Here is a 24,991-nt window from a genome sequence, read left to right on the forward strand (position 1 = left end):
GCCCGGGCGGGGGCGAGGTCCCGGTCCAGCGAGCGGGAGGCGCGTTCGTCGGCGATGGCGGCGCGGTTGGCGACCGCCTCGGCGAGCGGCTCCACGGGACGGGTGTCGTCCTCGCCGCCCCGGGCGGTGGCCACGGCGGCCAGGCCGAGGCAGCAGGTGACACCGGTGGCCAGGGCCACCCGGACCGGCGTCGAGCCCAGCAGGCTCCGGCGCGGCGGTTCGGCGGCCCGGTGACGGCCGGTCGTCCATTCGGTTGATGCGGTGTCGCCCGAGAGGGTGGTCGGGCGCGTGTCGGTCAGCTTCTGGTCGGCGGGGTCGTCGGGATGCACCCGCCGAGGCTAGATAGCTCAGGGCCGGATGCCATCGGCCCTTACGGTGGCATGCGCCACAATTTGCCCGGATCGGGGACGCAATAAGGGGCGAAGGCCGTAGGAAAGCCCACAACCTCGCCGATCGGGCCATACGGTTATTTCCGATTGGCCGTGTGAAGGCGGTCATCGGGCCGATCCCGCGCGCCTGATCGAGGCGCAGGTCAGGGTCACCCGTCCGGGCGAGGGCCGCGTGCCGGAACGTCTGACGCCGGTCCGCCACCCGGAGGGTCAGTGGCGGCCGTTCTCCGCCGGCGTGACGGTCAGCCGATGCCGGCTGTTGTCACCGCTGGAGAAGGGCCAGAGCCGGTCGGCGTACTCGACAAGGTCCGCGAGCTGGTCTCGACTGAGACCGGCGGAGGAGATTTCGGCGTGCACGTCGGCCCGGTAGCGGCCGTCGTTGTCCCGCCCCAGCTTCGCCTCCGCCCGCACCTGGACCGTGTGCGCCTCGTCGGTGATCTCCCCGGCCACCTCCACCGCCGCGTGGTGCAGGCAGGACGCGAAGGCAGCCGCCAGCAACTGCTCCGGGGTCAACCCGGTGCAGTGCGGTGCCAGCGGGGACGCCAGCGCGGTGGAGAGCCCGCCATCGTCGGTGCGTACGTGACCGCCCTCGGCGGTCGCGGTGGCCTCACGCAGCCAGGAACTCTGATCCGGCATCGCGTTTCTCCCGTCGCTCACCGCCCGGCTACCCGGCCGTGGCCCGCCGAAACGCCGCGAGCGCGACGGTCAGCGGCCGTCCCACCCGTCGGTGAGCGCCACGGCCTCGGTGGCCTCCGTCGCCGCGCGCTCGGTCCACGGCGACACCGGAGCCGGTTCGCGGGGGGCCGGCACCAGCATCGGCACGTACACCCGGGCGTCCACGGCCTCGGCGAGCAGCAGCGCGGCGACCAGACTGGTCGGGCGTCGCGCCGGGTCGTCGGCCAGGCAGGAGTGGCACAGCTCCACCACCTCCGACGGCAGCCCGTCTATCTCGGGCAACCGGTCCGGCGGGCGGCGTCGACGCGCGCCGAGCAGCTCGCTGGTGCTGTCCGCCCGGTACGGCAGGCGGCTGGTGAGGCAGTAGAAGAGCAGCACACCGAGGGCGTACATGTCCGCCGCCGGGGTGGCCGGCGCGCCGTCGAGCTGCTCGGGCGCCAGGTACGCAGGCGTACCCATCAGCATTCCCGCTGGCAGCGGGTCCGGTGCGCCGGTCGGGGTGGCGATGCCGAAGTCGAGCACCTTCACCCCGGCCGGGGTGAGCATGACGTTTGCCGGTTTCACGTCCCGGTGCACGATGCCGCTGGCGTGCGCGGCGGCCAGCGCCGCCGCGACCTCGGCACACACCCGCGTGGCGATCCGCCAGTCCAGCGGCCCGGCCCGCAGGTGCGCGGCGAGCGTCTCGCCCTCGGCGAGTTCCATGACGATGTACGGCACCGGACGACCGGGCAGTGTGGACGAGGTGCCGAAGTCGTGCACGCTCGCCACGTTGGGGTGCACCAGACGGGCCGCCGAGCGGGCCTCCTCGCGGATCCGCTCCACCGGACCGTGCTGCCCGTCCGGGCCGGGCAGGATCAGCTTCACCGCGACCGGCCGGTCCAGCACCTCGTCGTGGGCCCGCCACACCTCCGACATCCCGCCGACGCCGATGCGCTGTTCGAGCCGGTACCGCCCGCCCAGCGTCCGCATCGATCACTCCTCGCCCCGACCCGCCGGCGGCGGGTGCTCCGATCGCGGTACCCGGGCTCCGAGCTGGGCAAACCGACGCGAGAGTCGTGGGGGCCGATCCCGCCGTACCTCGCTGCGGGCGCACGGTGGGTGCGGTAGCTTGCGAGCCAGGGTCGGCTCACCGAGCGTGCCGGCACGGTCACCGAGGGGGCACCGCGATGAGCGAGGTCACCGTACGCTTCGTCGGCGGGCCCGCGGACGGCCTGGTGCGGCAGGTGCCGGCCGGGCCGGACGGCGCCCCGCCACAGCGGTGGATCATGCGCCATCCGGACGGCACCGGCCCGAGCCAGCCCGGCCCCGACCACCTCTACGAACGCGACAAGCCGGACGGTCTGGGCGGCTGGAACATGCGCTTCGTCCGTACCGACGCGTTCGGGGTGTCGGAGTGAACCGGCCGTGAGGCGCGCCGGCCGCACAGCTGGCGCACAGGCGGCGCAGAGGCGCGGTACAGGTGCTCCGCCCACGATGGGGGGCATGGTGATGGACGGGCAGGTCGCGCCGGGCCGGATCGAGCTGCGTCGCCCCGACGGCGAGCCGGTCCGGGTGCTGGTGGTCGACGACGAGGCGACGCTTACCGACCTGCTGTCGATGGCTCTGCGCTACGAGGGCTGGCAGGTGCGCAGCGCCGGCAACGGCATGGCCGCGCTGAGCGCCGCGCGGCAGTTCCAACCGGACGCCGTGGTGCTCGACGTGATGCTGCCCGACCTGGACGGCTTCCAGGTGCTGCGTCGGCTGCGCGAGCACGCCCCGACCGTGCCGGTGCTCTTCCTGACCGCGCGCGACGCCGTCGAGGAACGGATCGCCGGCCTGACCGTCGGCGGCGACGACTACGTCACCAAACCGTTCAGCCTGGAGGAGGTGATCGCCCGGCTGCGTGCGCTGCTGCGCCGCTCCGGCTTCGCGGTCGCCGCCCGGCAGGACGCCGTGCTCACCGTCGGTGACCTGAGCCTCGACGAGGACAGCCACGAGGTACGCCGCGCCGGCGACCTGATCACCCTCACCGCGACGGAGTTCGAGCTGCTGCGCTACCTGATGCGCAACCCGCGCCGGGTGCTCAGCAAGGCGCAGATCCTCGACCGGGTGTGGAACTACGACTTCGGTGGCCAGGCCAACGTGGTCGAGCTGTACATCTCGTACCTGCGCAAGAAGATCGACGCCGGGCGCGCACCGATGATCCACACGTTGCGCGGCGCGGGCTATGTCCTCAAGCCCGCCGAGTAGCCGCCGACCGGTGCGCGCCGCCCGCCGGTGGCTGGCCGGCCGGTCCCTGCGTACCCGACTGGTGTTCGCCCTGCTCGCCCTGCTCGCCGTGGTCAGCGTCGCCATCGGCGGGCTGACCACTGTGGCGTTGCGGCACTTCCTGATCGACCGGCTCGACGCGCAACTCGCGCCCGCGACGGCGATGCGGGGTGAGCGTCCGGGGCGCCCGGCCTTCCCGGGCAGTGGACCGGCCATCCCACCCGGCTCGCCGTCCGGCACGGTGGTCGCCGAGATCACCGACGGCCGGGTGACGAGCGCGCGGACCCTGACCAACAGCCCGTCCAGCGACGATCCGTTCCCCGACGAGCAGGCCGTCCCGGTCGGGGAGGTCGCCGCCCTGGCGGACCTGCCGGTCGGGGCCACGCCGCGCACCGTCGACCTCGGCGCCCGCGGCGACTACCGGGCAGTCGCCCGGCAGTACTGGGACGGCCGGATACGCGTCGTCGCCATCCCGCTGTCCGGCGTCCAGGAGACCGTCTGGGCGCTGGTCGCCGCGCAGGCCGGGGTGGCCGCCGTCGGGCTGGTCATCGCCGGTGCCGCCGGCGCGTTGATCGTGCGGGCCACGCTGCGCCCGCTGAACCGGGTGGCCGCCACCGCCACCCGGGTCACCGAGCTGCCGCTGGACCGGGGCGAGGTGGCCCTCGCCGTCCGCGTTCCGGACGGGGACACCGATCCGCGTACCGAGGTCGGCCAGGTCGGCGCGGCGCTGAACCGGATGCTCGGCCACGTCGCCGACGCGCTCGCCGCCCGACAGGCCAGCGAGACCCGGGTACGCCAGTTCGTTGCCGACGCCAGCCACGAGCTGCGTACCCCCCTCGCGGCCATTCGCGGGTACGCCGAGGTGGCCCGGCGTGGCCGCGACGAGGTTCCCGCCGACGTGGCGCACGCGCTGCGTCGCGTCGAGTCCGAGAGCACCCGGATGACCAGCCTCGTCGACGACCTGCTGCTGCTGGCCCGCCTCGACACCGGCCGTCCGCTCGCGGTCGAACCGGTCGACCTGACCGCGCTGGTGATCGACGCGGTCAGCGACGCGCACGTGGCCGGCCCGGAGCACCGCTGGCAGCTCGACCTGCCGGAGGTGGTGATCCGGGTGCCCGGCGACGCGGCCCGGTTGCACCAGGTGGTGGCGAACCTGCTGGCCAACGCCCGCGTGCACACCCCACCCGGCACCACGGTGACGACCACGCTGAGCGTCGACGGGAACGACGCGGTGCTTGCCGTCGCCGACGACGGGCCCGGGGTGCCGGCGGAGCTGCAACCGGCGATGTTCGAACGGTTCGCTCGGGGCGACAGCTCCCGGTCGCGGGCGCACGGCAGCACCGGCCTCGGCCTGGCGATCGTCACGGCGGTCGTGGAGGCCCACCATGGCACGGTCGCGGTCAACAGCCACCCGGGGCGGACCGTGTTCACCGTCCGGCTGCCCAATCCCACAGCCGACGCATAGGCGGCGCACGGCGTCGCGCCAGCCCGGCGCTCAAGGCTGGGCGAATGGACAGAACCGAGACCCTACCGACGACGCCCGCCGACCCGGGCCCGCCGCCAACGGCGACGCGCCCCGACGAGCCCCCGCCGCCGACGCGCCACTCGCCGGCCTGGACCCGGCCCGCGCTGGCGACCCTGCTGCTCGCCACCGCCGTGCTCTACATCTGGGGCCTGGGCGCCTCCGGTTGGGCCAACTCGTTCTACGCGGCGGCCGTGCAGGCCGGCTCGGTGAGCGCGAAGGCGTTCCTCTACGGCTCGTCGGACGCGGCCAACTCCATCACCGTCGACAAGACACCCGCGTCGCTGTGGCTGATGGCCCTGTCGGTACGCCTGTTCGGGCTCAACAGCTGGGCGATGCTCGTACCGCAGGCGCTCTGCGGGGTCGCCTCGGTGGGCGTGCTGTACGCGACGGTGAAGCGCTGGTACGGGCCGGTCGCCGGCCTGATCGCCGGTGCGGTCCTCGCCGTCACCCCGGTGGCGACGCTGATGTTCCGGTTCAACAACCCCGACGCGCTGCTGGTCCTGCTGCTGGTCGCCGCCGCGTACGCCACCGTGCGGGCGGTGGAGACGGCCAGCACCCGGTGGATCGTCCTGGTCGGCGTGCTTGTCGGCTTCGGCTTCCTGACCAAGATGCTCCAGGCGTTCCTGGTGGTGCCGGTCTTCGCCGGGGTCTACCTGCTGGCCGCGCCGACCGGGCTGTGGCGGCGGGTCCGGCAGCTGCTGCTGGCCGGCCTCGCGGTGGTGGTGTCCGCCGGCTGGTGGGTGGCGATCGTCGAGCTGGTCCCGGCCAGCGCCCGGCCGTACATCGGTGGGTCGCAGGGCAACAGCATCCTGGAGCTGACCCTCGGCTACAACGGCCTGGGCCGGATCACCGGTGACGAGGTCGGCAGCGTCGGCGGCGCAGGTCCCCGGATGGGCGGGGGAGGCGGTGGCCCGTTCTCCGGGCAGACCGGCCCGCTGCGGATGTTCGACGGCGAGATCGGCGGTCAGGTCTCCTGGCTGCTGCCGGCCGCGCTGATCCTGCTCGTCGCCGGGCTGGTGCTGGCCGGGCGGGCGGCGCGTACCGACCGGACCCGGGCCGGGCTGCTGCTCTGGGGCGGCTGGCTGCTGGTCACCGGCCTGATCTTCAGCTTCATGTCCGGGATCTTCCACGCGTACTACACGGTGGCGCTCGCCCCGGCCGTCGGCGCGCTGGTCGGCATCGGCGTGACGCTGCTCTGGCGGCGACGCCGCCCGCTGCCCGCGGCGGACGACGCCGCGATGGCCGGGTCACGCGGGCAGCGGTGGCGTCGGCTCGCCGCCACGGTGACGCTCGCCGGCACCCTCGCGGTCACCGTCTGGTGGGCGTGGGTGCTGCTCGGGCGCAGCCCTGACTGGTACCCGTGGCTGCGGGTCGTGGTGCTCGTCGCCGGGCTGCTCGGCGCGGTGCTGCTCCTGCTCGTCACCCGGCTGCCCCGCCGGTTCGTGCCGGTGGTGCTGGGCCTGGGCGTGGCGGCGGCCCTCGCCGGTCCGGCGGCGTACGCGATCCAGACCGCCGCGACCCCGCACACCGGGTCGATCCCGAGCGCCGGCCCGTCCGTGGCGGGTGGCTTCGGACGCGGCGGCTTCCCCGGCGGGCGACCGGCCGGCGGCCAGTTCCCCGACGGGGGGCAGAACGATGGCGGCCGTGACGCGGGGGGCCGCGACGGCGGCCAGATGCCCGGCTTCCCCGGTGGCGGTCAGATGCCTGGTTCCCCCGGCGGTGGTCAGATGCCGGGCTCGCCCGGGGGCGCTCAGATGCCCGGCTTCCCCGGGGGTGGCCAGATGCCCGGCTTCCCCGGCGGTGGGCAGGGCCGCGAGGCCGGCGGGGGCATGGGCGGGCTGCTCGACGCCCGCGAGCCCAGCGCCGCGCTGCGCGAGCTGCTGGAGCGCGACAGCGAAAGCTACACCTGGGTGGCGGCGACCATCGGCTCGAACAACGCCTCCGGTTACCAGCTCGCCACCGGCGAACCGGTGATGCCGATCGGCGGGTTCAACGGCAGCGACCCGTCACCGACCCTCGCGCAGTTCCAGCGCTACGTCGCCGACAAGAAGATCCACTACTTCGTCGGTGGCGGTGGCTTCCGGGCCAACGGCGGCAGCTCCGCCTCGCAGGAGATCTCCACCTGGGTCCAGGAGACCTTCACGGCGCAGACCGTGGACGGGGTCACCGTCTACGACCTGAGCACCGGCGGGGACGCGTCGTGAGCGCGGTCAGCGGCCCCCGCGCCGCCGTCCGGACCCGCCCCACCAGCGCCGGCGCGGTGCTGGACGTGGTGATCCCGGTCTACAACGAGGAGACCGACCTCGGGCCGTGCGTACGGCGGCTGCACGCCCACCTGAGCGAGCACTTCCCGTACCCGTTCCAGATCACCATCGCCGACAACGCAAGCGTCGACGACACCCTGAAGGTCGCCGACGGTCTCGCCGGCGAGCTGCCCGGCGTCCAGGTGCTGCACCTGGACGCCAAGGGTCGGGGCAGAGCGCTGTCGGCCGCCTGGTCGACGTCGTCCGCACCGGTGCTCGCGTACATGGACGTGGACCTGTCCACCGACCTGGCGGCGCTGCTGCCACTGGTCGCGCCGCTGATCTCCGGGCACTCGGACCTGGCGATCGGCACCCGGCTGGCGCGTACCTCCCGGGTCGTGCGCGGCACCAAGCGGGAGGTCATCTCACGGGCGTACAACCTGCTGCTGCGCGGGGCGTTGGCGGCGCGGTTCTCCGACGCGCAGTGCGGGTTCAAGGCGATCCGCGCCGACGTGGCCGGTCGGCTGCTCCCGCTGGTACGCGACACCGGCTGGTTCTTCGACACCGAACTGCTGGTGCTCGCCCAGCGGGCGGGGTTGCGCATCCACGAGGTGCCGGTGGACTGGGTCGACGACCCGGACAGCCGCGTCGACATCGTCGCCACCGCCCTGGCCGACCTGCGCGGCATCGGCCGGCTGGGACGGGCGCTGCTGACCGGTGCGCTGCCGCTGAGCGACCTGCGCGCGCAGCTCGGCCGGGCACCGCTGGCCGCGCCGCCCGCGCGGGTGCCGGTCGGGCTGCCCCGGCAGCTGGTCCGGTTCGCCGCCGTCGGGGTGGCCAGCACGCTGGCGTACCTGCTGCTCTTCGTGGCCGCCCGGGGCGCGCTCGGCGCGCAACCGGCGAACCTGCTGGCGCTGCTGGTGACCGCCGTGGCGAACACGGCCGCGAACCGACGGTTGACGTTCGGCATCAGCGGGCGCCGGCACGCCGGCCGCCACCACGCGCAGGGGTTGCTCGCCTTCGGGCTCGGTCTCGCGTTGACCAGCGGATCGCTGGCCGTGCTGCACGCCGTGACCGCCGTGCCGGCCCGGTCGATGGAGGTGGCGGTGCTGGTGGCCGCGAACCTGGCCGCCACCGTGCTGCGGTTCGTGCTGCTGCGCCTCGGCATGCACCATCGCGGCTGAGGCGCCGGCCGGCCCGGCTGAGGCGCCGGCTGACCCGGTCCGGTGAAGCGTCGGCCGGTTCAGCCGGCGGCTGCCTTGCGGACCAGCCGACGTGCCTCGTCGCGGGACACGCCGGTGGCCTGGAGCAGATCGTTGGCGGCGGTCCGCAGTTGGGAGACCACGATCGTCCCGGAGAAGCCCAGGCCCTGCCGGTACGCCGAACCCGCCTCCCGGACCGCGTGCAGCGCCCGTTCGCGGGCCTGCACCGGCTCCCGCGCGGCGATGAACTCGCGGTTCAGCAGCCGCACCGCCTCGCCCAGATGCTCCACGGCCGCCGGCAGGTCCGCTGGCACCGGCTCCTCGTCGCGCAGGGTGGTGACGATGCGGCGGACCAGACCCCGGCTGTTGCGAAAGGCGCGCTCCATGTGCGTGGTCCCGCCCCGGTACGCCGCGATCACCCGGCGCCGTCGCCACCGCACCGGCGAGAGCCGGACCACCTCCTCGGCGGCCGTCGCCACCTCGCCGAGCTGTTGGAGTTTCTGGTCGGCGCCGCGCATCCGCTCCAGCACCTCCTTCGCGCGTGCGCTGTCGGCTCCGGCGAGCGCCTCCGCCGAGGCCGTCATCTCCCGGGCGAACAGGTCCAGGGCCGGTTCGGCGGTGCGGCGGATCGTCCGGATCGGGTTGATGGGCAGGAGCAGGAGCATCACCAACAGCCCGGCCGCCCCGCCGACGAGCGCGTTGAGCGTTCGGGGCAGCTCCAGGTCCGGTGCGGTCGGGGTGAGGGTGGCGATGAGCACCGCCGTACCACCGGCCTGGGCCATCAACGCGCCGACGCCGCGTACGAGCACCGCCGTCGCGGTCGCCAGGAAGACGATCACTCCGGTCTGCCAGGGACCTGTTCCGAACGCGCCGATCAGCAGGTCACCCGCGATGATGCCGAGCACCACCCCGGCGATCAGCTCCAGCGCGCGTGGAGCGCGGCTGCCCAGCGAGGCCGCGATCACGGCGACGGCCGCGGCGGGCGCGAAGGTCGGTTCCGGGTTGCCGAGCACCTCGCGGGCCACCACCCACGCCAGCGCGGCGGCCAGGCCGGCCTGGAGCGCCACGATCAGGTAGATCCGGCCCCGGTCGACGCTCTCCCGGCCGGCCGCTGCGACCCGCGTACGGAGGTCGTCCGTGGCACCTCGCCCACCGGCTGCCCCGGCCGTGGTTCTCATGGTCCGGGTTACCCGATCCGACCGGTGACCGAACCTGCCGCGACGGTCAGGACGGATGCGCCATCGTCGCGGCCAGCGCGACCGCTCCCGGCAGCCGGGTGTCCTGGCGCAGGAACTGCACCACCACGGGCACCGGTGAGCGCAGCAGGCAGCCGTACGGTCGGTCCAGCTGTACCGCCTCCGGGTCGATGAGGTCGTTGAGCCGGACGTGGCGCACCCGACGGGCCTCGACCGCGATGGCGTACGGGCCGACCGGTTCGGCGTCCTCGTAGTAGATGTGCAGCTCCACGTCGGCGCGGGTGCCTGTGGCGTTGAGGACGCAGATCTGGTCGAAGCTCGTGAACGCCGGTTCCGGGCCGTTGCTGGGAAACGGGATGTGCCCACCCGGCACGACCCACAGGCGGGCACCGATGTCGGCCATCAGGTCTCCTCCAGCAGGCGGGTCAGGTAGGGGCTGCGGAACACCCCGTCCGGGTCGAGGCGGCGGCGTACCGCCTGGAAGTCGTCCCAGCGGGGGTAGAGGGGCCGCAGGTCGCGGGCGGTCAGCCAGTGCTTCTTGCCCCAGTGCGGCCGGCCCCCGTACTGGCGGAACACCGTCTCCATGTCCCGGAAGTACTCCTCGTACGGCAGGGAGGTGTTCTGCAGGCAGGCGACGGTCGTGGTGGGCCGGCCGTACGCGTTGCTCAACCAGATGTCATCGGCGGCGATGGTGCGCACGAGCACCCGCCATCCGGCGACTCGGCGGTAGTGGCGCAGGATCCGGCGTCGGACCTCCGCGAAGCAGGCGGGGAACGCCTCCGACGGCAGCATGTACTCGATCTCGTCGAACCGCAGCTCCCGCTCCTGGGGGATGGTGCGGTGGACCGGACCGGACCGGACCTCGCGGGGCGCGCCGAACGGGTCCGACTCCGGCACCCGCGGTGTGTCCCACCCCGGCCCGTCGGAGCCCCGGTCCACCCGGTTGAGGATGCGGATCTGGGTCAGGTCGCTGCGCGGATACCAGTAGAAGTCCATGTTGCGGTTGGTGTGCTGCAACTCGGCGAAATGGTCGAGGGTCCAGTCGATGTGCGCGCACCAGCGTCGCCGGTGCAGCTCGTACTGGGGCTGCACGTCGAGGGTGACCTGGGTGATCACCCCGAGCGCGCCGAGCGAGAGCCGGGCCGCTGGCAGCAGGTCCGCGTTGTGGTCCGCCGAGATGTCCAGCACGTCACCGGTGCCGGTGACCAGGCGGACGCCGGCCACCTGGGTGCACAGGTTGCCGAAACCGATGCCGGTGCCGTGGGTGCCGGTGGCGGTCGCGCCGGCGATCGACTGGTAGTCCACGTCCCCGAGGTTGTCCATGGCCAGGCCCGCGTCGTACAACCCCTCGCCGAGGGCCTTGAGTTTGGTGCCCGCCCACACCCGCGCCCGACCGGCGTCCTCGGCCACCACACCGGTGAGCCGGTCCACGCTGAGCAGGATGTCGTCGGTGCGGACCAGCGGGCTCGACGAGTGACCGGACCCCACCGGTCGGACCGTCCTGCCGGCCTGCCGGGCCCGCACGACCAGGTCCCGTACCGCGTCCTCGTCGGTCGGCTCGGCGTGCTCCCGGGGGGTGAACGAGAGGCTGCCGGACCAGTTGACGAACCGCATGGCGCGGTCTACCCGAAGGCCCCGCCGGTAGTCGCCGGTGCCGGGCCCCGTCGTCCCGGCCACATTCTGTGACGAGGCTGGGAGTACGCCGATGTGCCCGCGACGGCGCTGACGATCAGCGTACGGTGGCAGAAGTCCGGCTTTCTGGGTCAAAAGCCTCACCGCTGTACGCCCGGGACGCCGGTGTCGACACGGGGCGAGGACAAGGAGCGATCGGTGATCCATCTGGCCTACCTGGACGCGGGGTCCGGCAGCCTGATCGTGCAGGCGGTCGTCGGCGGCGTCGCCGGCGTCGCGGTCGCCGCGAAGCTCTACTGGCGGCGACTTGTCGACAGGTTCCGTCGGCAGCCCACCGACCAGCGGTGACCCGCTCCGTACCGGCGATGCCGCCCGTCCCCACCCGGGTGCGGACCGAGCCGGCCTCCTTCCGCGACCCGGCCAACCGGGTCTTCCACGTCGGCGACGAGGTGCTGCGCGGGCTGGACGCCCAGGCCGCCGAGCACTGGCGGGCGCTCACCGCCAGCGCGTTCTTCCCCGCGCTGCTCGCCGCGGGCAAGGTCTGCGCCACCGAGGACGCCCCGCCCGCGCTGGTGCCGGCCGGGCTGCCGTGGGCCGCGGTGCTGCGCCACGAGCGGATCCCGTTCGTCTCCCACCCGTACGAGTGGTCCTTCGCCATGCTGCGCGATGCCGCGCTGCTGCACACCGAGATCCTGGGCGCGGCGCTCGCCGACGGCTTCACCACCAAGGACGGCTCCGCCTACAACCTGCAGTGGCACGGCGTGCAGCCGGTCTTCATCGACGTCGGCTCGTTCGAGCCGGAACGCGACGGCGAACCGTGGGCCGGCTACCGGCAGTTCTGCCAGACCGCGCTCTACCCGCTGCTGCTCACCGCCCACCTGGGTGTGCACTTCCAGCCGTGGCTGCGCGCCCAGGTCGACGGCATCGAGGCCGAGCAGCTCCGGCCGCTCTTCGGCGGGACCCGCCGGCTGCGCCCCGGCGTCCTGACCCACCTGCACCTGCACGGCGCCATGCAGCACCGCAACGCCGCCGCCAGCACCACCGACGTACGCGCCCAGCTGCGCGCCGCCGGCTTCTCCCGCGAACTGCTGCTGTCCACGGTGCGCGGCATCGAGAAGCTCCTGCACCGCCTCGACCGCCGCCCGACGGGCAGCCACTGGGCGGACTACCAGCGCACCTGCGGCTACTCCGCGCAGGACCGGACGGCCAAGGAGCAGTTCGTGGCCGCCGCGCTGACCGCCGGCACCCGGCCGCGCCTGGTGCTCGACCTGGGCGCCAACGACGGCCGGTACTCCCGGCTGGCCGCCGCGTACGCCGACTACGTGGTCGCCGTCGAGCAGGACCCGGCCGTCGTCGACGACCTGTACCGGGCGCTGCGCGCCGAGGGGCAGCAGCGCGTCCTGCCGCTGGTGCTGGACCTGGCCGACCCGTCACCCGGCGGGGGCTGGCGGGGCGTCGAGCGGGCCGGTTTCGCCGAACGCGCCGACGCCGACGCGGTGCTCGCCCTGGCGGTGGTGCACCACCTGGCGATCGGGCGCAACGTGCCGCTGCCGGAGATCGTCGACTGGCTTGCGGGGCTGACCGCGCGGGGCGGGGCGGTGGTGGTGGAGTTCGTCCACCCCGAGGACCCGATGGCCCGGCGGCTGCTCGCCAACAAACCCGAGGGTTTCTTCTCCGACTACCGGCGGGACGCGTTCGAGGCGCTGCTCGCCGCCCGTGGCCGGATCACCGAGCGTCTGGAGCTGCCCTCGGGCACCCGCACCCTCTACCGGGCGGTGATGGGTGGCTGAACCGGCGCTCGGGCGGTGGGAGCGGGGCTGGCGCGGTGAGCTGGGTCGCCTGCTGGAGGTCGCGGCGCTGGTCGGGCTCGTGGTCACCCAACCGCTGCTGGACGTGCTGGGCCGCAGCCCCGACTTCTTCCTGTTCCACCGCGCGGACACCGGACAGATCCTGCTGTTGACGGCCCTGGTGGCGGTGGCGCCCACCGTGCCGGTGGCACTGCTCGGCGCGCTCAGCCGACTCGCCGGCCGGACCGCCCGCGCCATCACCCACACCGGGCTGGTCGGGCTGCTGCTGGCCGCCCTCGCCGTGCAGGTGGGCCGACACCTGACGCCGATTCGGGGCGTACCCCTGCTGGTGGTGGCCGTGCTGGCCGGCGTGGCCGGCGCGGTCGCGCACCGGCGGTGGCGGGCGCCCGCTCGGGTGCTGCGGCTGGCCGCCGTCGGGCCGGTGGCCTTCGTGGCGCTGTTCCTGTTCGTCTCACCGGCCTCGGCGGTGGTGCTGCCGCGCGGCGACGGCGGCGCGGCCGGCACCGCGCAGGGTACGGGCGTGCACCCGCCGGTGGTCATGTTGATCCTCGACGAGCTGCCGCTGGTCAGCCTGCTCGGCGCGGACGGGCGGATCGACGCGGCCCGCTACCCGAACTTCGCCGAGCTGGCCGGCGCCTCGACCTGGTACCGCAACGCCACAGGCGTCAGCGGCTGGACGCCCAACGCGCTGCCGGCGATGCTCACCGGTAAGTACCCGGCGCGGTCGGTCGCCCCGCACTACTCGCAGTACCCGGACAACATCTTCACCGCCTTCGGCGGCCTGTACGACATCCGCGCCGAGGAGAGCATCACCCGGCTCTGCCCGCCCAGCCGCTGCGAGCAGCCGGTCGCCCCGGAGCAGGGCCTCGGCGTGCTGGTCCGGGAGACCGGCAAGCTGCTCGGGCAGGTCGCCGGGCCGACGGAGAGCGCGGTCGACCCGGAGGACTCCTACCGGGAGAAGACCCGCGCCGAGGCGGGCCTGGACGCCGCCGAGCCGGTGCCGGCCGACCCGAAGTTCCGCTGGGACAGCCTCGACGACAACCAGCCCGCCCGCTTCACCAGTTTCCTGGCCGGGCTGAAACCCCAACCCCGACCCGTGCTGCACTTCCTGCACCTGCTGATGCCGCACTCGCCGTGGGCGTACCTGCCGTCCGGGGCGCGCTACGACGCTCCGGAGGACCTGCCCAACGACGGCGCCGGCTGGATCGACCTGGCCCGGCAACGCCACCTCGCGCAGCTCGGCTACACCGACCGGCTGATCGGCGAGACGCTGCGGACGCTGCGCGCCAGCGGCCTGTACGACCAGGCCCTCGTGGTGGTGACCGCCGACCACGGGGTGAGCTTCCGCCCGGGCGCCCAGGGCCGGGGCATGGACGCGATCAAGGCGGCGGCCGGCGAGGTGGCGTGGGTGCCGACGTTCGTCAAGGAGCCCCGGCAGCAGACCGGCCGGGTGGACGACCGCAACTGGGAACACGTCGACCTGCTGCCGACCGTCGCCGACGAGGCAGGCGTCCGGCTGCCCTGGCGGGTCGACGGCCGCTCCGCCCGGCAGGCCCCGCGCACCGACGGCACGAAGCACTTCTACGACCGGCCCGGCGAACCGGTCACCTTCCCCGGCGGGGTGCCCGCCCCGCCGCCGCTGCCGGCGCCGCACCCCCTGGTGGGCACCGAGGTCCGGGCCGGTGCGACGGAGGGCAACGCGCGCGTCGCCGACCTGGCCGCGTTCCGGTCGATGGACCCGGACACCGGCACCCTGCCGGCGCTCGTCTGGGGGGACGTGCCCGACCGGATACCGGACGGCACGATGCTCGCGGTGGCGGTCAACGGAAGGATCGGGGCGGTCGTTCCGGTGGTGCCACCCGACCCCGGTGGTCGCCGGTTCGCCGCGCTGCTCACCGACGACCGGCTGTTCCGGGCCGGCACCAACCAGCTCGACGTCTACCAGGTCGCCCGGGACGGTACGCTGCGACGCCTCGCGCTGTCCTGAACCCGGGTCGCGCACCCGGTCCCGCGTACCGGGATGGGGTTTCCCGGCCATCCGGTCGGGAATCGGGTGACGCAGGCCTCACCGCCGAACCATGGCGGGCGTTGTCCCCGGAGCCGCAATTACGGTAGAAGCGAAGGCAATTCAACGTAGATCTGCCGGCGAAGCGAGGAACCACATGACGGAAGTCAAGCTCGATCACCCCGGTGGGCAGCTGTCGATGCCGGTACATCCAGCGGTCGAGGGCCCCGCCGGTATCGGGGTGAGCAAGCTGCTGAAGGAAACCGGGATGACGACGTACGATCCCGGTTTCGTCAACACCGCGGCCGCGTCATCCGCGATCACCTACATCGACGGCGACGCGGGGATCCTGCGTTACCGCGGATACCCGATCGAGCAGCTGGCCGAGAAGTCCTCCTTCCTGGAGGTCTCGTACCTGCTCATCTACGGTGAGCTGCCGACCGAGCAGCAGTTGACCGAGTTCACCGAGTGGATTCGGCGGCACTCGCTGCTGCACGAGGAGATGCGCCGCTTCTTCGACGGCTTCCCCCGGGACGCCCACCCGATGGCGGTGCTGTCCTCGGCGGTGAGCGCCCTGTCGACCTTCTACCAGGACAGCCTGGACCCGTTCGACTCCGAGCACGTGGAGATCTCCACGGTCCGGCTGATGGCGAAGGTCCCCACCATCGCCTCGTACGCGTACAAGAAGTCCATCGGGCAGCCGCTGCTCTACCCGGACAACTCGCTGGGGTACGTGGACAACCTGCTGCGGATGACCTTCGGCGTGCCGGCGGAGCCGTACGAGGTCGACCCGGTGATGTCGAAGGTGCTGGACATGCTGTTCGTCCTGCACGCCGACCACGAGCAGAACTGCTCCACGTCGACCGTGCGGCTTGTGGGTTCCAGCAACGCCAACCTGTTCGCCTCGGTGTCCGCCGGTGTGAACGCGCTGTTCGGCCCGCTGCACGGCGGCGCCAACCAGGCGGTGCTGGAGATGCTCCAGCAGATCCACGCCGGCGACGACGACGTCCGCTCCTTTGTCCGCAAGGTCAAGAACAAGGAGGACGGCGTCAAGCTGATGGGCTTCGGCCACCGGGTCTACAAGAACTACGACCCGCGGGCGGCGATCGTCAAGAAGGCCGCGCAGGACGTGCTGGGTCGGATGGCCAAGCCGGACCCGCTGCTGGACATCGCCATGGAGCTGGAGGAGATCGCGCTCGCCGACGACTTCTTCGTCTCGCGTCGGCTCTACCCGAACGTGGACTTCTACACCGGCCTGATCTACAAGGCCATGGGCTTCCCCACGAAGATGTTCACGGTGCTCTTCGCGCTCGGCCGGCTGCCCGGCTGGATCGCCCAGTGGCGCGAGATGATCAGCGACCCGGAGACCAAGATCGGCCGTCCGCGGCAGGTCTACGTCGGCTCGCCCGAGCGGGACTACGTCCCCTTCAACGAGCGCTGACGCCTCCGTCCCTTTCGCAGGCCGTCGACCCCGTTCGGGGTCGGCGGCCTGCGACTTTTGCGCGCCTCCTGTCAGGCGGCCGACGGCGGCGTCAGAAGGCGGAGATGTCCGGCGCCCGCTCGCTGCGGCTCAGCGCGCTGATCAGCGCGGACTGGCCGCGCCGGCGGACGGCCAGGCGGACCAGCAGGTCGCGTACGGGGTCGAAGACCTCCGGCGGGAAGACAGGCGTGGGCACGCCGACGCTCACCGCGAGGTCGTCGGAGTGCACGACGATCTCCAGTTGGCGGGTGAGCAGGAAGTCGCCGCGTCGCAGGGACCAGCCCTGCCACGGGATCGGCACGACATCGCGGGCGGCGCCGCGTGCCAGCAGGTCACCGACCACCTCCAGCGCGCGGGTGGAGCCGGCGTGCAGGTCCGCCGGGCCGCGCGCCGCGTCGGCCTCGTCCGGGCCGTTGGCCACCTCGGCCTCGTCCGGGGTGCCCTCGCTGACCCAGGCCGCCCGCTCGTAGTGGCTGTCCGCCGACTCCAGGGTGGGCAGGTCGGTGGCCGCCGGCAGCAGCTCCGCCGCGCGTACCGCCTGACGTCCCAGGTGGCACGCGAGGCCCCCGACGGAGAGGTGCGGCAACGCGCTCGGGCTCGACCACCGCTCGGTCACCTCGGGCCGCCGGATCAGGTCCAGCGCGATCGCGGCGGCGACCGGAAAGGCGGTGTCCAGGGCATCGACAGGTTGGGACATCGGCTCATTCTGCCAACGCGGCGGGCGTCCCGATCGCTCAGGGCACGGGCGGATCCGCTGATTTTCGGCGGCGGCGAGCCGATGGGGGAGCAGGCGATATACCTGTGAGTCATAGCTATGACTCACAGGTATATCGCTCAACAGGACAGGTCCCGCCAGCCGGCCCGGTGTCAGCGCAGGCCGGCGGCGGCGAGCAGGTTGCCCTCGGGCAGCGCCGGGAGGGCCCGCCCGTGGGACATGCGCCGCTCGGCCCGTTCGGCGGTGCACGCGGCGTCGGTGGCGATGGCGGCGGCGTAGCTGGCGGCGGTGCGCTGCGCGATCGCGGACCAGCCGTACTGGTCGTGGACCATCCGGCGGGCGCGGCGGGCCATGACGCGGGCGTGGTCGGGGTCGGAGAGCAGCGTGTCCACGGCGTCGCTCAGCCCGTCCGGGTCGTGCGGCGCGAAGGTCGTCCCGGTCATCCCCGGCTCAATGATCTCCGCGAGGCCGCCGGTGGCCGCGACGGCGAGCGGTGCGCCGGCGGCGGCGCCCTCCAGGGCCACCATGCCGAACGGCTCGTAGATGCTCGGCACCGCGAAGCAGTCGGACGCGGCCATCAGCGCCGGCAGGTCGGTGCCGCCCAGGAAGCCCGGCATGGTGACCATGCCGCCGAGGCCACGGCGGTGCACCTCGGCCTCCAGCTCCGCGCGGTACGGGCCGTCGCCGGCGATCACCGCACGCAGGCCGGGGTGGCGCTCACGCAGCCGGGGCAGGGCGGCGATCAGATGCTGCACGCCCTTCTCGTACACGAGACGGCCGGCGAAGGTGACAAGCTTGCCGTCGCCGGCGAACCGGGCGCGGGCGGCGGCCACGGCGCGCGCCGGCACCCGCCAGCGGTGCGGCTCCACGCCGTTGGCGACCACGTCGACCCGTCCGGCCGGTACGCCGAACAGCGCGTTCACCTCGTCGCGCATGTACCCGGAGCAGACGATCACCCGGCCGGACTCGCTGCTGAGCCACTGCTCGACGCCGTGGATGGTGCGGTTCATCTCCTCGGGCAGCCAGCCCTGGTGCCGGCCGGCCTCGGTGGCGTGGATGGTGGTGACGAGCGGGATGTCGAGGTGGTCGCGCAGGGTGATGGCGGTGTGGGCGACGAGCCAGTCGTGGGCGTGGATGACGTCGTAGGAGCCGGCTTCGGTGGCGCGCAGGGCGGTGCGGGTGAGGGTGTGGTTGAAGGCCATCGTCCAGGCGAGCAGGGAGCTGGTGGCCAGGGGGAAGGTGACGGGGTCCTCGGGGGCGCGCAGGATGCGCACGCCGTCGGCGTACTCCTCCAGGGGTGCGCCGTCGGTGTGGCGGGTGACGACTGTGACCTCGTGGCCGGCGGCGGCGAGGGCGACGGAGAGGGCGTGTACGTGTCGGCCGAGGCCGCCGACGAGCACCGGCGGGTACTCCCAGGACAGCATCAGGATGCGACGGGTCTGCGGCGGCACTCCCGGGCCTGGCTGCGGCGGCACGGCCGCGCCGGGCTGCCCGGCCCGGGAGGTGAGGGTGGGCCGGTGGGCCCGGTCCGTGGCGCCAGCGAGCTGCTCGCCGACCCGCAGGGTCGTCACATCAATCTCCGTCCATGCATGGTGGTGCGCGCCGGCGTCGATGGCGGCGGAGCGTGAGGTGTCAGGGGTGGCCGAGGGCCGAGGGGCACGCGCGGGCGCGTGTCCCTCACAAGGAAAGGGCATCGAGCGCGATACCGCACCCTGAGGGCCGCCATGGTGACGGAAGACACCTGAGGGTGTAGCGCGCATCAGACAGGTGGATTTCTTCCATCGCCTGAAAGGATGGATTGGCGTGCCGGGGCGCAGGGCAATACCCGCGCACATGACCGTGCTTTGAGGGAGCGACATGCAGGTCTGGCCGGGCGAGCGGTATCCGCTGGGCGCCACGTACGACGGTATGGGCACCAACTTCGCCATCTTCTCGGAGGTGGCCGAGCGGATCGAGTTGTGCCTCTTCGACGAGTGGGACACCGGCGCGGAGCGCCGCGTCGAGTTGCGGGAGGTGGACGCGTACGTCTGGCACGCGTACCTGCCGGGCATCGAGCCGGGGCAGCGCTACGGCTACCGGGTGTACGGCCCGTACGACCCGGCGAACGGGCTGCGCTGCAATCCGCACAAGTTGCTGCTCGACCCGTACGCGAAGGCCATCGACGGTGACGTCGAGTGGAACCCGGCGGTCTACGACTACGACATGGCCGAGCCGGAGCGGATGAACGAGACCGACTCGGCGCCGTTCATGCCGAAGTCGGTGGTGGTGAACCCGTACTTCGACTGGGGCAACGACAAGCCGCCGCGCACCCCGTACCACCACTCGGTGATCTACGAGGCGCACGTGCGCGGGTTGACCATGCGGCACCCGGACATCCCGGAGGAGCTGCGCGGCACGTACGCGGGCATCGCCTCCCCGCCGATGATCGACTATCTGACCCGGCTCGGGGTGACGGCGATCGAGCTGATGCCGGTGCACCAGTTCGTGCACGACCACCGGCTCGTCGACCTGGGGATGCGCAACTACTGGGGTTACAACACGATCGGGTTCTTCGCCCCGCACCACGGCTACTCGGCGCTGGGCCGTCTCGGGCAGCAGGTGCAGGAGTTCCGGGGCATGGTCAAGGCGCTGCACGCGGCCGGCATCGAGGTCATCCTCGACGTGGTCTACAACCACACCGCCGAGGGCAACCACCTCGGGCCGACGCTGAGCTTCAAGGGCGTGGACGCACCGAGCTACTACCGGCTCAGCGAGGAGGACCGGCGCTACTTCGTCGACTACACAGGCACCGGCAACAGCCTGAACGTGCGCAGCCCGCACTCCCTGCAACTGATCATGGATTCGCTGCGCTACTGGGTGACCGAGATGCACGTCGACGGCTTCCGGTTCGACCTGGCGGCCACCCTGGCCCGCGAGTTCTACGAGGTGGACCGGCTGTCGACCTTCTTCGAGGTGGTGCAGCAGGACCCGGTGGTGAGCCAGGTCAAGCTGATCGCCGAGCCGTGGGACGTCGGCCCCGGCGGCTACCAGGTGGGCAACTTCCCGCCGCTGTGGACGGAGTGGAACGGCAAGTACCGCGACACGGTGCGGGACTTCTGGCGTGGCGAGCCGGCGACCCTGGCCGAGTTCGCGTCCCGGATCTCCGGCTCGGCCGACCTCTACCAGGACGACGGGCGGCGCCCGTTCCACAGCATCAACTTCGTGACGGTGCACGACGGGTTCACCCTGAATGACCTGGTGTCGTACAACGACAAGCACAACGAGGCCAACGGCGAGGACAACCGGGACGGCGAGAGCCACAACCGGTCGTGGAATTGCGGCGTGGAGGGCGATACCGACGACGAGGCGGTGCTCGCGCTGCGGGCCAAGCAGCGGCGTAACTTCCTGGCCACCCTCATGCTGTCGCAGGGCGTGCCGATGATCGGCCACGGCGACGAGTTGGGCCGCACCCAGCGCGGCAACAACAACGTCTACTGCCAGGACAGCGAGCTGGCCTGGGTGGACTGGGACAACGCCGACGAGCAGCTGCTGGAGTTCGTCCGTACGCTCACCGCGTTCCGCAAGCGGCACCAGGTGTTCCGCCGCCGCCGGTTCTTCACCGGCCTGCCGGTCGGCGGGCGCGGCATCGACGAGCCGCTGCCGGACCTGGCCTGGTACACCCCGGACGGGCGGGAGATGACAGGCGAGGACTGGGGCAACGACTTCGGCCGCTCGGTGGCGCTGTTCGTCAACGGGGAGGGCATCCGTGAGCGCGGCCAGTACGGCCAGCGCCACCACGACGCCTCGTTCCTGCTCTGCTTCAACGCCCACGACGCGCCGCTGGACTTCACCATGCCGGGCAGCGAGTACGGCCAGAAGTGGGAGCGGGTGATCAGCACCGCCGAACCCGAACCGGGTGACGTCACGGTGGTCAGCGCGGGCGGCACCATCCGGGTGTCGGACCGTTCCCTGGTGGTGCTGGAGAGGACGATCTGACATGGCCGCCACCCCTCCGCAGGCCACCTACCGCGTCCAGGTCCGTCCCGGCTACGACCTGGACGCCACCGCCGGCATCGTCGACTACCTCGCCGACCTCGGCGTCAGCCACCTCTACAGCGCACCCCTGCTGGCCGCGACGCCCGGCTCCGCGCACGGCTACGACGTGGTCGACCACCGGGCGGTCAACCCGGAGCTGGGCGGTGAGGCCGCCCGGCAGCGGTTGCTGCGCGCGCTGCGGGAGAAGCGGCTCGGCCTGGTCGTCGACATCGTGCCCAACCACGCCGGTGTCGCCGTACCGCCGGCGAACCCGGCCTGGTGGGACGTGCTGCGCCGGGGGCGCGACTCGTCGTACGCCGACTGGTTCGACATCGACTGGGACCGGGGCCGGCTGCTGCTGCCGGTGCTCGCCGACGACGGGTCCGCCCTGGACGACCTCAAGCTCGTCGACGGTGAGCTGCGCTACCACGAGCACCGCTTCCCGGTCGCCGACGGCACCGGCGACGGCACCGCGACCGAGGTGCACGATCGGCAGCACTACGAGCTGGTGTCCTGGCGGCGTGGGGACGCCGAGCTGACGTACCGCCGGTTCTTCGCCATCGCGGGCCTGGCCGGCCTGCGGGTGGAGGACCCGGCGGTGTTCGCCGCCACCCACGAGCTGATCCTGCGCTGGGCCGCCGACGGGGAGGTCGACGGCATCCGCGTCGACCACCCGGACGGCCTGCGCGACCCGGCCGGCTACCTGGCCCGGCTGCGCGAGGCCGCGCCGGACGCCTGGCTCGTGGTGGAGAAGATCCTGGAGTACGGCGAGGAGCTGCCGGACTGGCCGGTGGACGGCACCACCGGCTACGACGCCCTCGCCGCGGTGAACGGCCTGTTCGTCGACCCGGACACCGAGGGCGACTTCACGGCCCTGGACACCCGCCTCGCCGGGCACCACACCTCGTGGCAGGACCTGACCCACACCACGAAGCTGGCCGCCGCCACCACGCTGCTCGCCGCCGAGCTGACCCGCCTCGCCGCGCTCGCCCCCGAGGTGCCCACCGAGCAGGCCCGCGCCGCGCTCGCCGAGCTGGCCGCTGCCTTCCCGGTCTACCGCGGCTACCCACCACACGGCGCCCGCTACCTGGCCGTCGCCCGCTCCGAGGCGGGCCGCCGCCGCCCCGACCTGACCGGCGCCCTGGACGCGGTCACCCGCCGGCTGCGCGACCCCGACGACGAGCTGGCGATGCGTTTCCCGCAGCTCACCGGCGCGGTGATGGCCAAGGGCGTGGAGGACACCGCGTTCTACAGGTGGACCCGGTTCGTGGCGCTCAACGAGGTCGGCGGCAGCCCCGCCCACTTCGGGGTGCCACCGGCGGAGTTCCACCGCTTCGCCGCCGCCCGCCATGTCCGCTGGCCGGCGAGCATGACCACCCTCTCCACCCACGACACGAAGCGCGGCGAGGACGTGCGCGCCCGGCTCGCCGTGCTCAGCGAGCTGCCGCAGCGCTGGGCCGAGCAGGTCACGGCGTGGATGGAGTACGCCCCGCTGCCCGACCCGTCGTTCGCCCACCTGCTCTGGCAGACCGCCGTCGGCGCGTGGCCGATCGAACGGGAGCGGCTGCACGCGTACGCCGAGAAGGCCGCCCGGGAGGCCGCGGCCTCGACCAGCTGGGCGGACCCGGACCCGGTCTTCGAGCGGGCCATGCACGCGGTCATCGACCGGATGTACGACGACCCGCGCCTGCACGACGAGCTGACCGAACTCGCCGCCGCCATCGCCCCGGCCGGCTGGTGCAACTCGCTCGGGCAGAAGCTGATCCAGCTCACCATGCCCGGCGTGCCGGACACCTACCAGGGCACCGAGCTGTGGGACAACTCCCTCGTCGACCCGGACAATCGCCGGCCTGTCGACTTCGACGTACGCCGGGAGATGCTGGCGCGGCTCGACGGCGGCTGGCGTCCCCCGGTCGACACCGACGGAGCGGCGAAGCTGCTCGTCGTGTCGCGGACGCTGCGCCTGCGGCGGGCGCACCCGGAGCTGTTCACCGGCTACCGGCCGGTGCCGGCGCACGGGCCGGCCGGTCGGCACGTGGTGGCGTTCGACAGGGGCGGCGCGATCGCCGTGGCGACCCGCCTGCCGCTCGGCCTGGCGCGCGCCGGCGGCTGGCGCGACACAGCCCTGTCGCTTGGTGTTAACGAGGTGAAGGACCTGTTCACCGGCCGGGTCTACAGTGGCGGGGAGACGTCGCTGGACACTCTTCTGGCCGACTATCCCGTCGCTCTGCTGGCTCCTCTCACCGCTGCCGAGGAGGCCGTTTCATGACCGAGTTTTCCGTCTGGGCGCCGGACGCCGAACGGGTGCGACTGCACCTGCCGGGCGACGCCGACCACGAGATGCGCGCCGCCGCCGACGGCTGGTGGCGGGTCGAGGTGCCCGACGCCGGCCTCGACTACTCCTTTCTGCTGAACGACGACGAAACCCCACTGCCCGACCCCCGCTCGCCGTGGCAGCCTGCGGGGGTGCACGGGCCGAGCCGCCGCTACGACCACTCCGCCTTCGAGTGGTCCGACAGCCTGTGGACCGGCCGGCAACTGCCCGGCAGCATCCTCTACGAGCTGCACATCGGCACGTTCACCCCGGAGGGCACCTTCGACGCGGCCATCGACCGCCTCGACCACCTCGTCTCGCTGGGCGTCGACCTGATCGAACTGCTCCCGGTCAACGCCTTCAACGGCGAACACAACTGGGGGTACGACGGCGTCTGCTGGTACGCCCCGCACGAGCCCTACGGCGGCCCGGACGGCCTGAAACGGTTCGTCGACGCCGCGCACGCCAAGGGGCTGGGGGTGATCCTCGACGTCGTCTACAACCATTTCGGGCCCTCCGGGGCCTACGCGCCGCGGTTCGGGCCCTACCTCGCCGAGCAGAGCAACACCTGGGGCCGCTCGGTCAACCTGGACGGCCCGCACTCCGACGAGGTACGCCGCTACATCATCGACAGCGTGCTCATGTGGCTGCGCGACTACCACGTCGACGGCCTACGCCTGGACGCCGTGCACGCCCTGCCCGACACCCGCGCGATCCCCCTGCTCGAAGAGCTGGCCATCGAGGTCGAGTCCCTGTCGACGCACCTGGGACGGCCGCTGTCGCTGATCGCCGAATCGGACCTCAACGATCCACGGCTGATCACCCCTCGGGAGGCTGGCGGGTACGGGCTGCACGCCCAGTGGAACGACGACGCCCACCACGCGCTGCACACGTTGCTGACGGGGGAGCGGCAGGGGTACTACGGCGACTTCGGCTCCCTGGAGACGTTGTCGGACGTGCTGACCGGTGGGTTCTTCCACGCGGGCACCTGGTCGAGCTTCCGCAACCGTCACCACGGGCGAGCTCTGGATTCCCGCATCCCTGGTCACCGGCTGGTCGCCTACCTCCAGAACCACGACCAGATCGGGAACCGGGCGACCGGGGATCGGATCTCTGCGTCTCTCTCGCCCGCGCTGCTGCGGGTCGGCGCCACGTTGCTGCTGACCGCGCCGTTCACGCCGATGCTGTTCATGGGGGAGGAGTGGGCGGCCTCTACGCCGTGGCAATTCTTCACCTCGCACCCTGAGCCGGAGCTGGCTACCGCCGTGGCTCTTGGGCGGCGGCGGGAGTTTGCCTCGCACGGGTGGGCTGAGGGGGACGTGCCCGATCCGCAGGACCCGGAGACGTTCGTACGGTCCCGGTTGGACTGGGCCGAGCTGGACAAGCCTGAGCATGCTTCGATGCTGGCGTTCTACCAGCGGTTGATCTCGCTGCGGCGGTCGGTGGCGGATCTGTCGGATCCTCGGATGCACGCGGTGTCGGTGCAGCACGGGGACCAGTTCCTGCTGATGCGGCGGGGGGAGACTCTGGTCGTGGCGAACTTTGC

General features: G+C 72.7%; 19 protein-coding genes and 1 pseudogene. 12 read left to right on the plus strand and 8 right to left on the minus strand.

Annotated elements, in window-relative coordinates; all coding sequences use genetic code 11:
* The 3 genes and pseudogenes from FHG89_RS04695 to FHG89_RS04705 form a co-directional block, all read right to left on the minus strand.
* Positions 1-329: pseudogene (locus FHG89_RS04695) on the minus strand (hypothetical protein); the annotation flags it as partial.
* A gap of 270 nt (positions 330-599) precedes the next feature.
* On the minus strand, positions 600-1,025 hold the full coding sequence (locus FHG89_RS04700; RefSeq protein ID WP_139583087.1) for an OsmC family protein: 426 nt from the start codon (positions 1,023-1,025) through the stop codon (positions 600-602).
* Between the two features lie 69 nt (positions 1,026-1,094).
* Positions 1,095-2,033 (minus strand): serine/threonine-protein kinase, encoded by a 939-nt coding sequence (locus FHG89_RS04705; protein WP_139583089.1) that lies wholly within the window; start codon positions 2,031-2,033, stop codon positions 1,095-1,097.
* 197 nt (positions 2,034-2,230) lie between these two features.
* On the opposite strand from FHG89_RS04705, the gene FHG89_RS04710 reads away from it, so the two are divergent.
* From FHG89_RS04710 to FHG89_RS04730, 5 genes are all read left to right on the plus strand, one after another.
* Positions 2,231-2,461, plus strand: a complete 231-nt coding sequence (locus FHG89_RS04710; RefSeq protein WP_139583090.1) for a hypothetical protein — start codon at positions 2,231-2,233, stop codon at positions 2,459-2,461.
* 91 nt (positions 2,462-2,552) lie between these two features.
* Positions 2,553-3,293, plus strand: coding sequence for a response regulator transcription factor (locus FHG89_RS04715; RefSeq protein WP_425280153.1), 741 nt, complete (start codon positions 2,553-2,555; stop codon positions 3,291-3,293).
* Complete coding sequence (locus FHG89_RS04720) at positions 3,271-4,776, plus strand: sensor histidine kinase (protein WP_139583092.1); 1,506 nt, start codon at positions 3,271-3,273, stop codon at positions 4,774-4,776. Before FHG89_RS04715 ends, FHG89_RS04720 begins: the two co-directional genes overlap by 23 nt.
* 44 nt (positions 4,777-4,820) lie before the next feature.
* Positions 4,821-7,040 carry a glycosyltransferase family 39 protein gene (locus FHG89_RS04725; RefSeq protein ID WP_139583093.1) on the plus strand — a complete coding sequence of 740 codons (2,220 nt, stop codon included), beginning with the start codon at positions 4,821-4,823 and terminating at the stop codon, positions 7,038-7,040.
* Positions 7,037-8,263, plus strand: coding sequence for a bifunctional glycosyltransferase family 2/GtrA family protein (locus FHG89_RS04730; protein WP_139583094.1), 1,227 nt, complete (start codon positions 7,037-7,039; stop codon positions 8,261-8,263). Before FHG89_RS04725 ends, FHG89_RS04730 begins: the two co-directional genes overlap by 4 nt.
* Before the next feature lie 59 nt (positions 8,264-8,322).
* Here the strand turns inward: FHG89_RS04730 and FHG89_RS04735 are convergent, their stop codons facing one another.
* From FHG89_RS04735 to FHG89_RS04745, 3 genes are read right to left on the minus strand one after another with little or no spacing between them, the layout of a single operon-like run.
* A complete protein-coding gene (locus FHG89_RS04735) occupies positions 8,323-9,459 on the minus strand; it encodes an FUSC family protein (RefSeq protein WP_139583096.1) in 1,137 nt (378 codons plus the stop codon).
* Positions 9,460-9,505: 46 nt separating this feature from the next.
* A complete protein-coding gene (locus FHG89_RS04740; RefSeq protein ID WP_208760859.1) occupies positions 9,506-9,880 on the minus strand; it encodes a sensory rhodopsin transducer in 375 nt (124 codons plus the stop codon).
* Positions 9,880-11,091 carry a D-arabinono-1,4-lactone oxidase gene (locus FHG89_RS04745; protein WP_139583099.1) on the minus strand — a complete coding sequence of 404 codons (1,212 nt, stop codon included), beginning with the start codon at positions 11,089-11,091 and terminating at the stop codon, positions 9,880-9,882. The genes FHG89_RS04740 and FHG89_RS04745 overlap by 1 nt, the downstream gene beginning before the upstream one ends.
* Positions 11,092-11,307: 216 nt before the next feature.
* On the opposite strand from FHG89_RS04745, the gene FHG89_RS32780 reads away from it, so the two are divergent.
* The 4 genes from FHG89_RS32780 (at position 11,308) to FHG89_RS04760 (ending at position 16,363) form a co-directional block, all read left to right on the plus strand.
* Complete coding sequence (locus FHG89_RS32780) at positions 11,308-11,457, plus strand: hypothetical protein (RefSeq protein ID WP_167517342.1); 150 nt, start codon at positions 11,308-11,310, stop codon at positions 11,455-11,457.
* Positions 11,458-11,474: 17 nt separating this feature from the next.
* Positions 11,475-12,899, plus strand: coding sequence for a methyltransferase (locus tag FHG89_RS04750; RefSeq protein WP_139583112.1), 1,425 nt, complete (start codon positions 11,475-11,477; stop codon positions 12,897-12,899).
* A complete protein-coding gene (locus FHG89_RS04755; RefSeq protein WP_139583101.1) occupies positions 12,892-14,904 on the plus strand; it encodes a sulfatase-like hydrolase/transferase in 2,013 nt (670 codons plus the stop codon). The genes FHG89_RS04750 and FHG89_RS04755 overlap by 8 nt, the downstream gene beginning before the upstream one ends.
* A 175-nt stretch (positions 14,905-15,079) precedes the next feature.
* Entirely contained in the window at positions 15,080-16,363 is a 1,284-nt protein-coding gene (locus tag FHG89_RS04760) for a citrate synthase (protein ID WP_139583103.1), read from the plus strand.
* A gap of 91 nt (positions 16,364-16,454) precedes the next feature.
* On the opposite strand, the gene FHG89_RS04765 is transcribed toward FHG89_RS04760, so the two are convergent.
* Together FHG89_RS04765 and FHG89_RS04770 are read right to left on the minus strand one after the other, a co-directional pair.
* The gene (locus tag FHG89_RS04765; protein ID WP_139583104.1) at positions 16,455-17,099 is read right to left on the minus strand and encodes a maleylpyruvate isomerase N-terminal domain-containing protein; all 645 of its coding nucleotides are present in this window, start codon (positions 17,097-17,099) and stop codon (positions 16,455-16,457) included.
* 170 nt (positions 17,100-17,269) lie between these two features.
* On the minus strand, positions 17,270-18,688 hold the full coding sequence (locus FHG89_RS04770; RefSeq protein ID WP_139583106.1) for a glycosyltransferase family 4 protein: 1,419 nt from the start codon (positions 18,686-18,688) through the stop codon (positions 17,270-17,272).
* 286 nt (positions 18,689-18,974) lie between these two features.
* Between FHG89_RS04770 and glgX the strand changes: the two genes are divergently transcribed.
* From glgX to treZ, 3 genes are all read left to right on the plus strand, one after another.
* On the plus strand, positions 18,975-21,092 hold the full coding sequence (gene glgX / locus FHG89_RS04775; protein WP_139583108.1) for a glycogen debranching protein GlgX: 2,118 nt from the start codon (positions 18,975-18,977) through the stop codon (positions 21,090-21,092).
* 1 nt (position 21,093) lies between these two features.
* Positions 21,094-23,400 carry a malto-oligosyltrehalose synthase gene (gene treY / locus FHG89_RS04780; RefSeq protein ID WP_139583109.1) on the plus strand — a complete coding sequence of 769 codons (2,307 nt, stop codon included), beginning with the start codon at positions 21,094-21,096 and terminating at the stop codon, positions 23,398-23,400.
* A partial coding sequence (treZ, locus tag FHG89_RS04785; RefSeq protein ID WP_139583111.1) for a malto-oligosyltrehalose trehalohydrolase occupies positions 23,397-24,991 on the plus strand: 1,595 nt, incomplete at its 3' end. The genes treY and treZ, both read left to right, overlap by 4 nt.

It is taken from the genome of Micromonospora orduensis, from assembly GCF_006228125.1.
GTDB classification, from domain to species: domain Bacteria; phylum Actinomycetota; class Actinomycetes; order Mycobacteriales; family Micromonosporaceae; genus Micromonospora; species Micromonospora orduensis.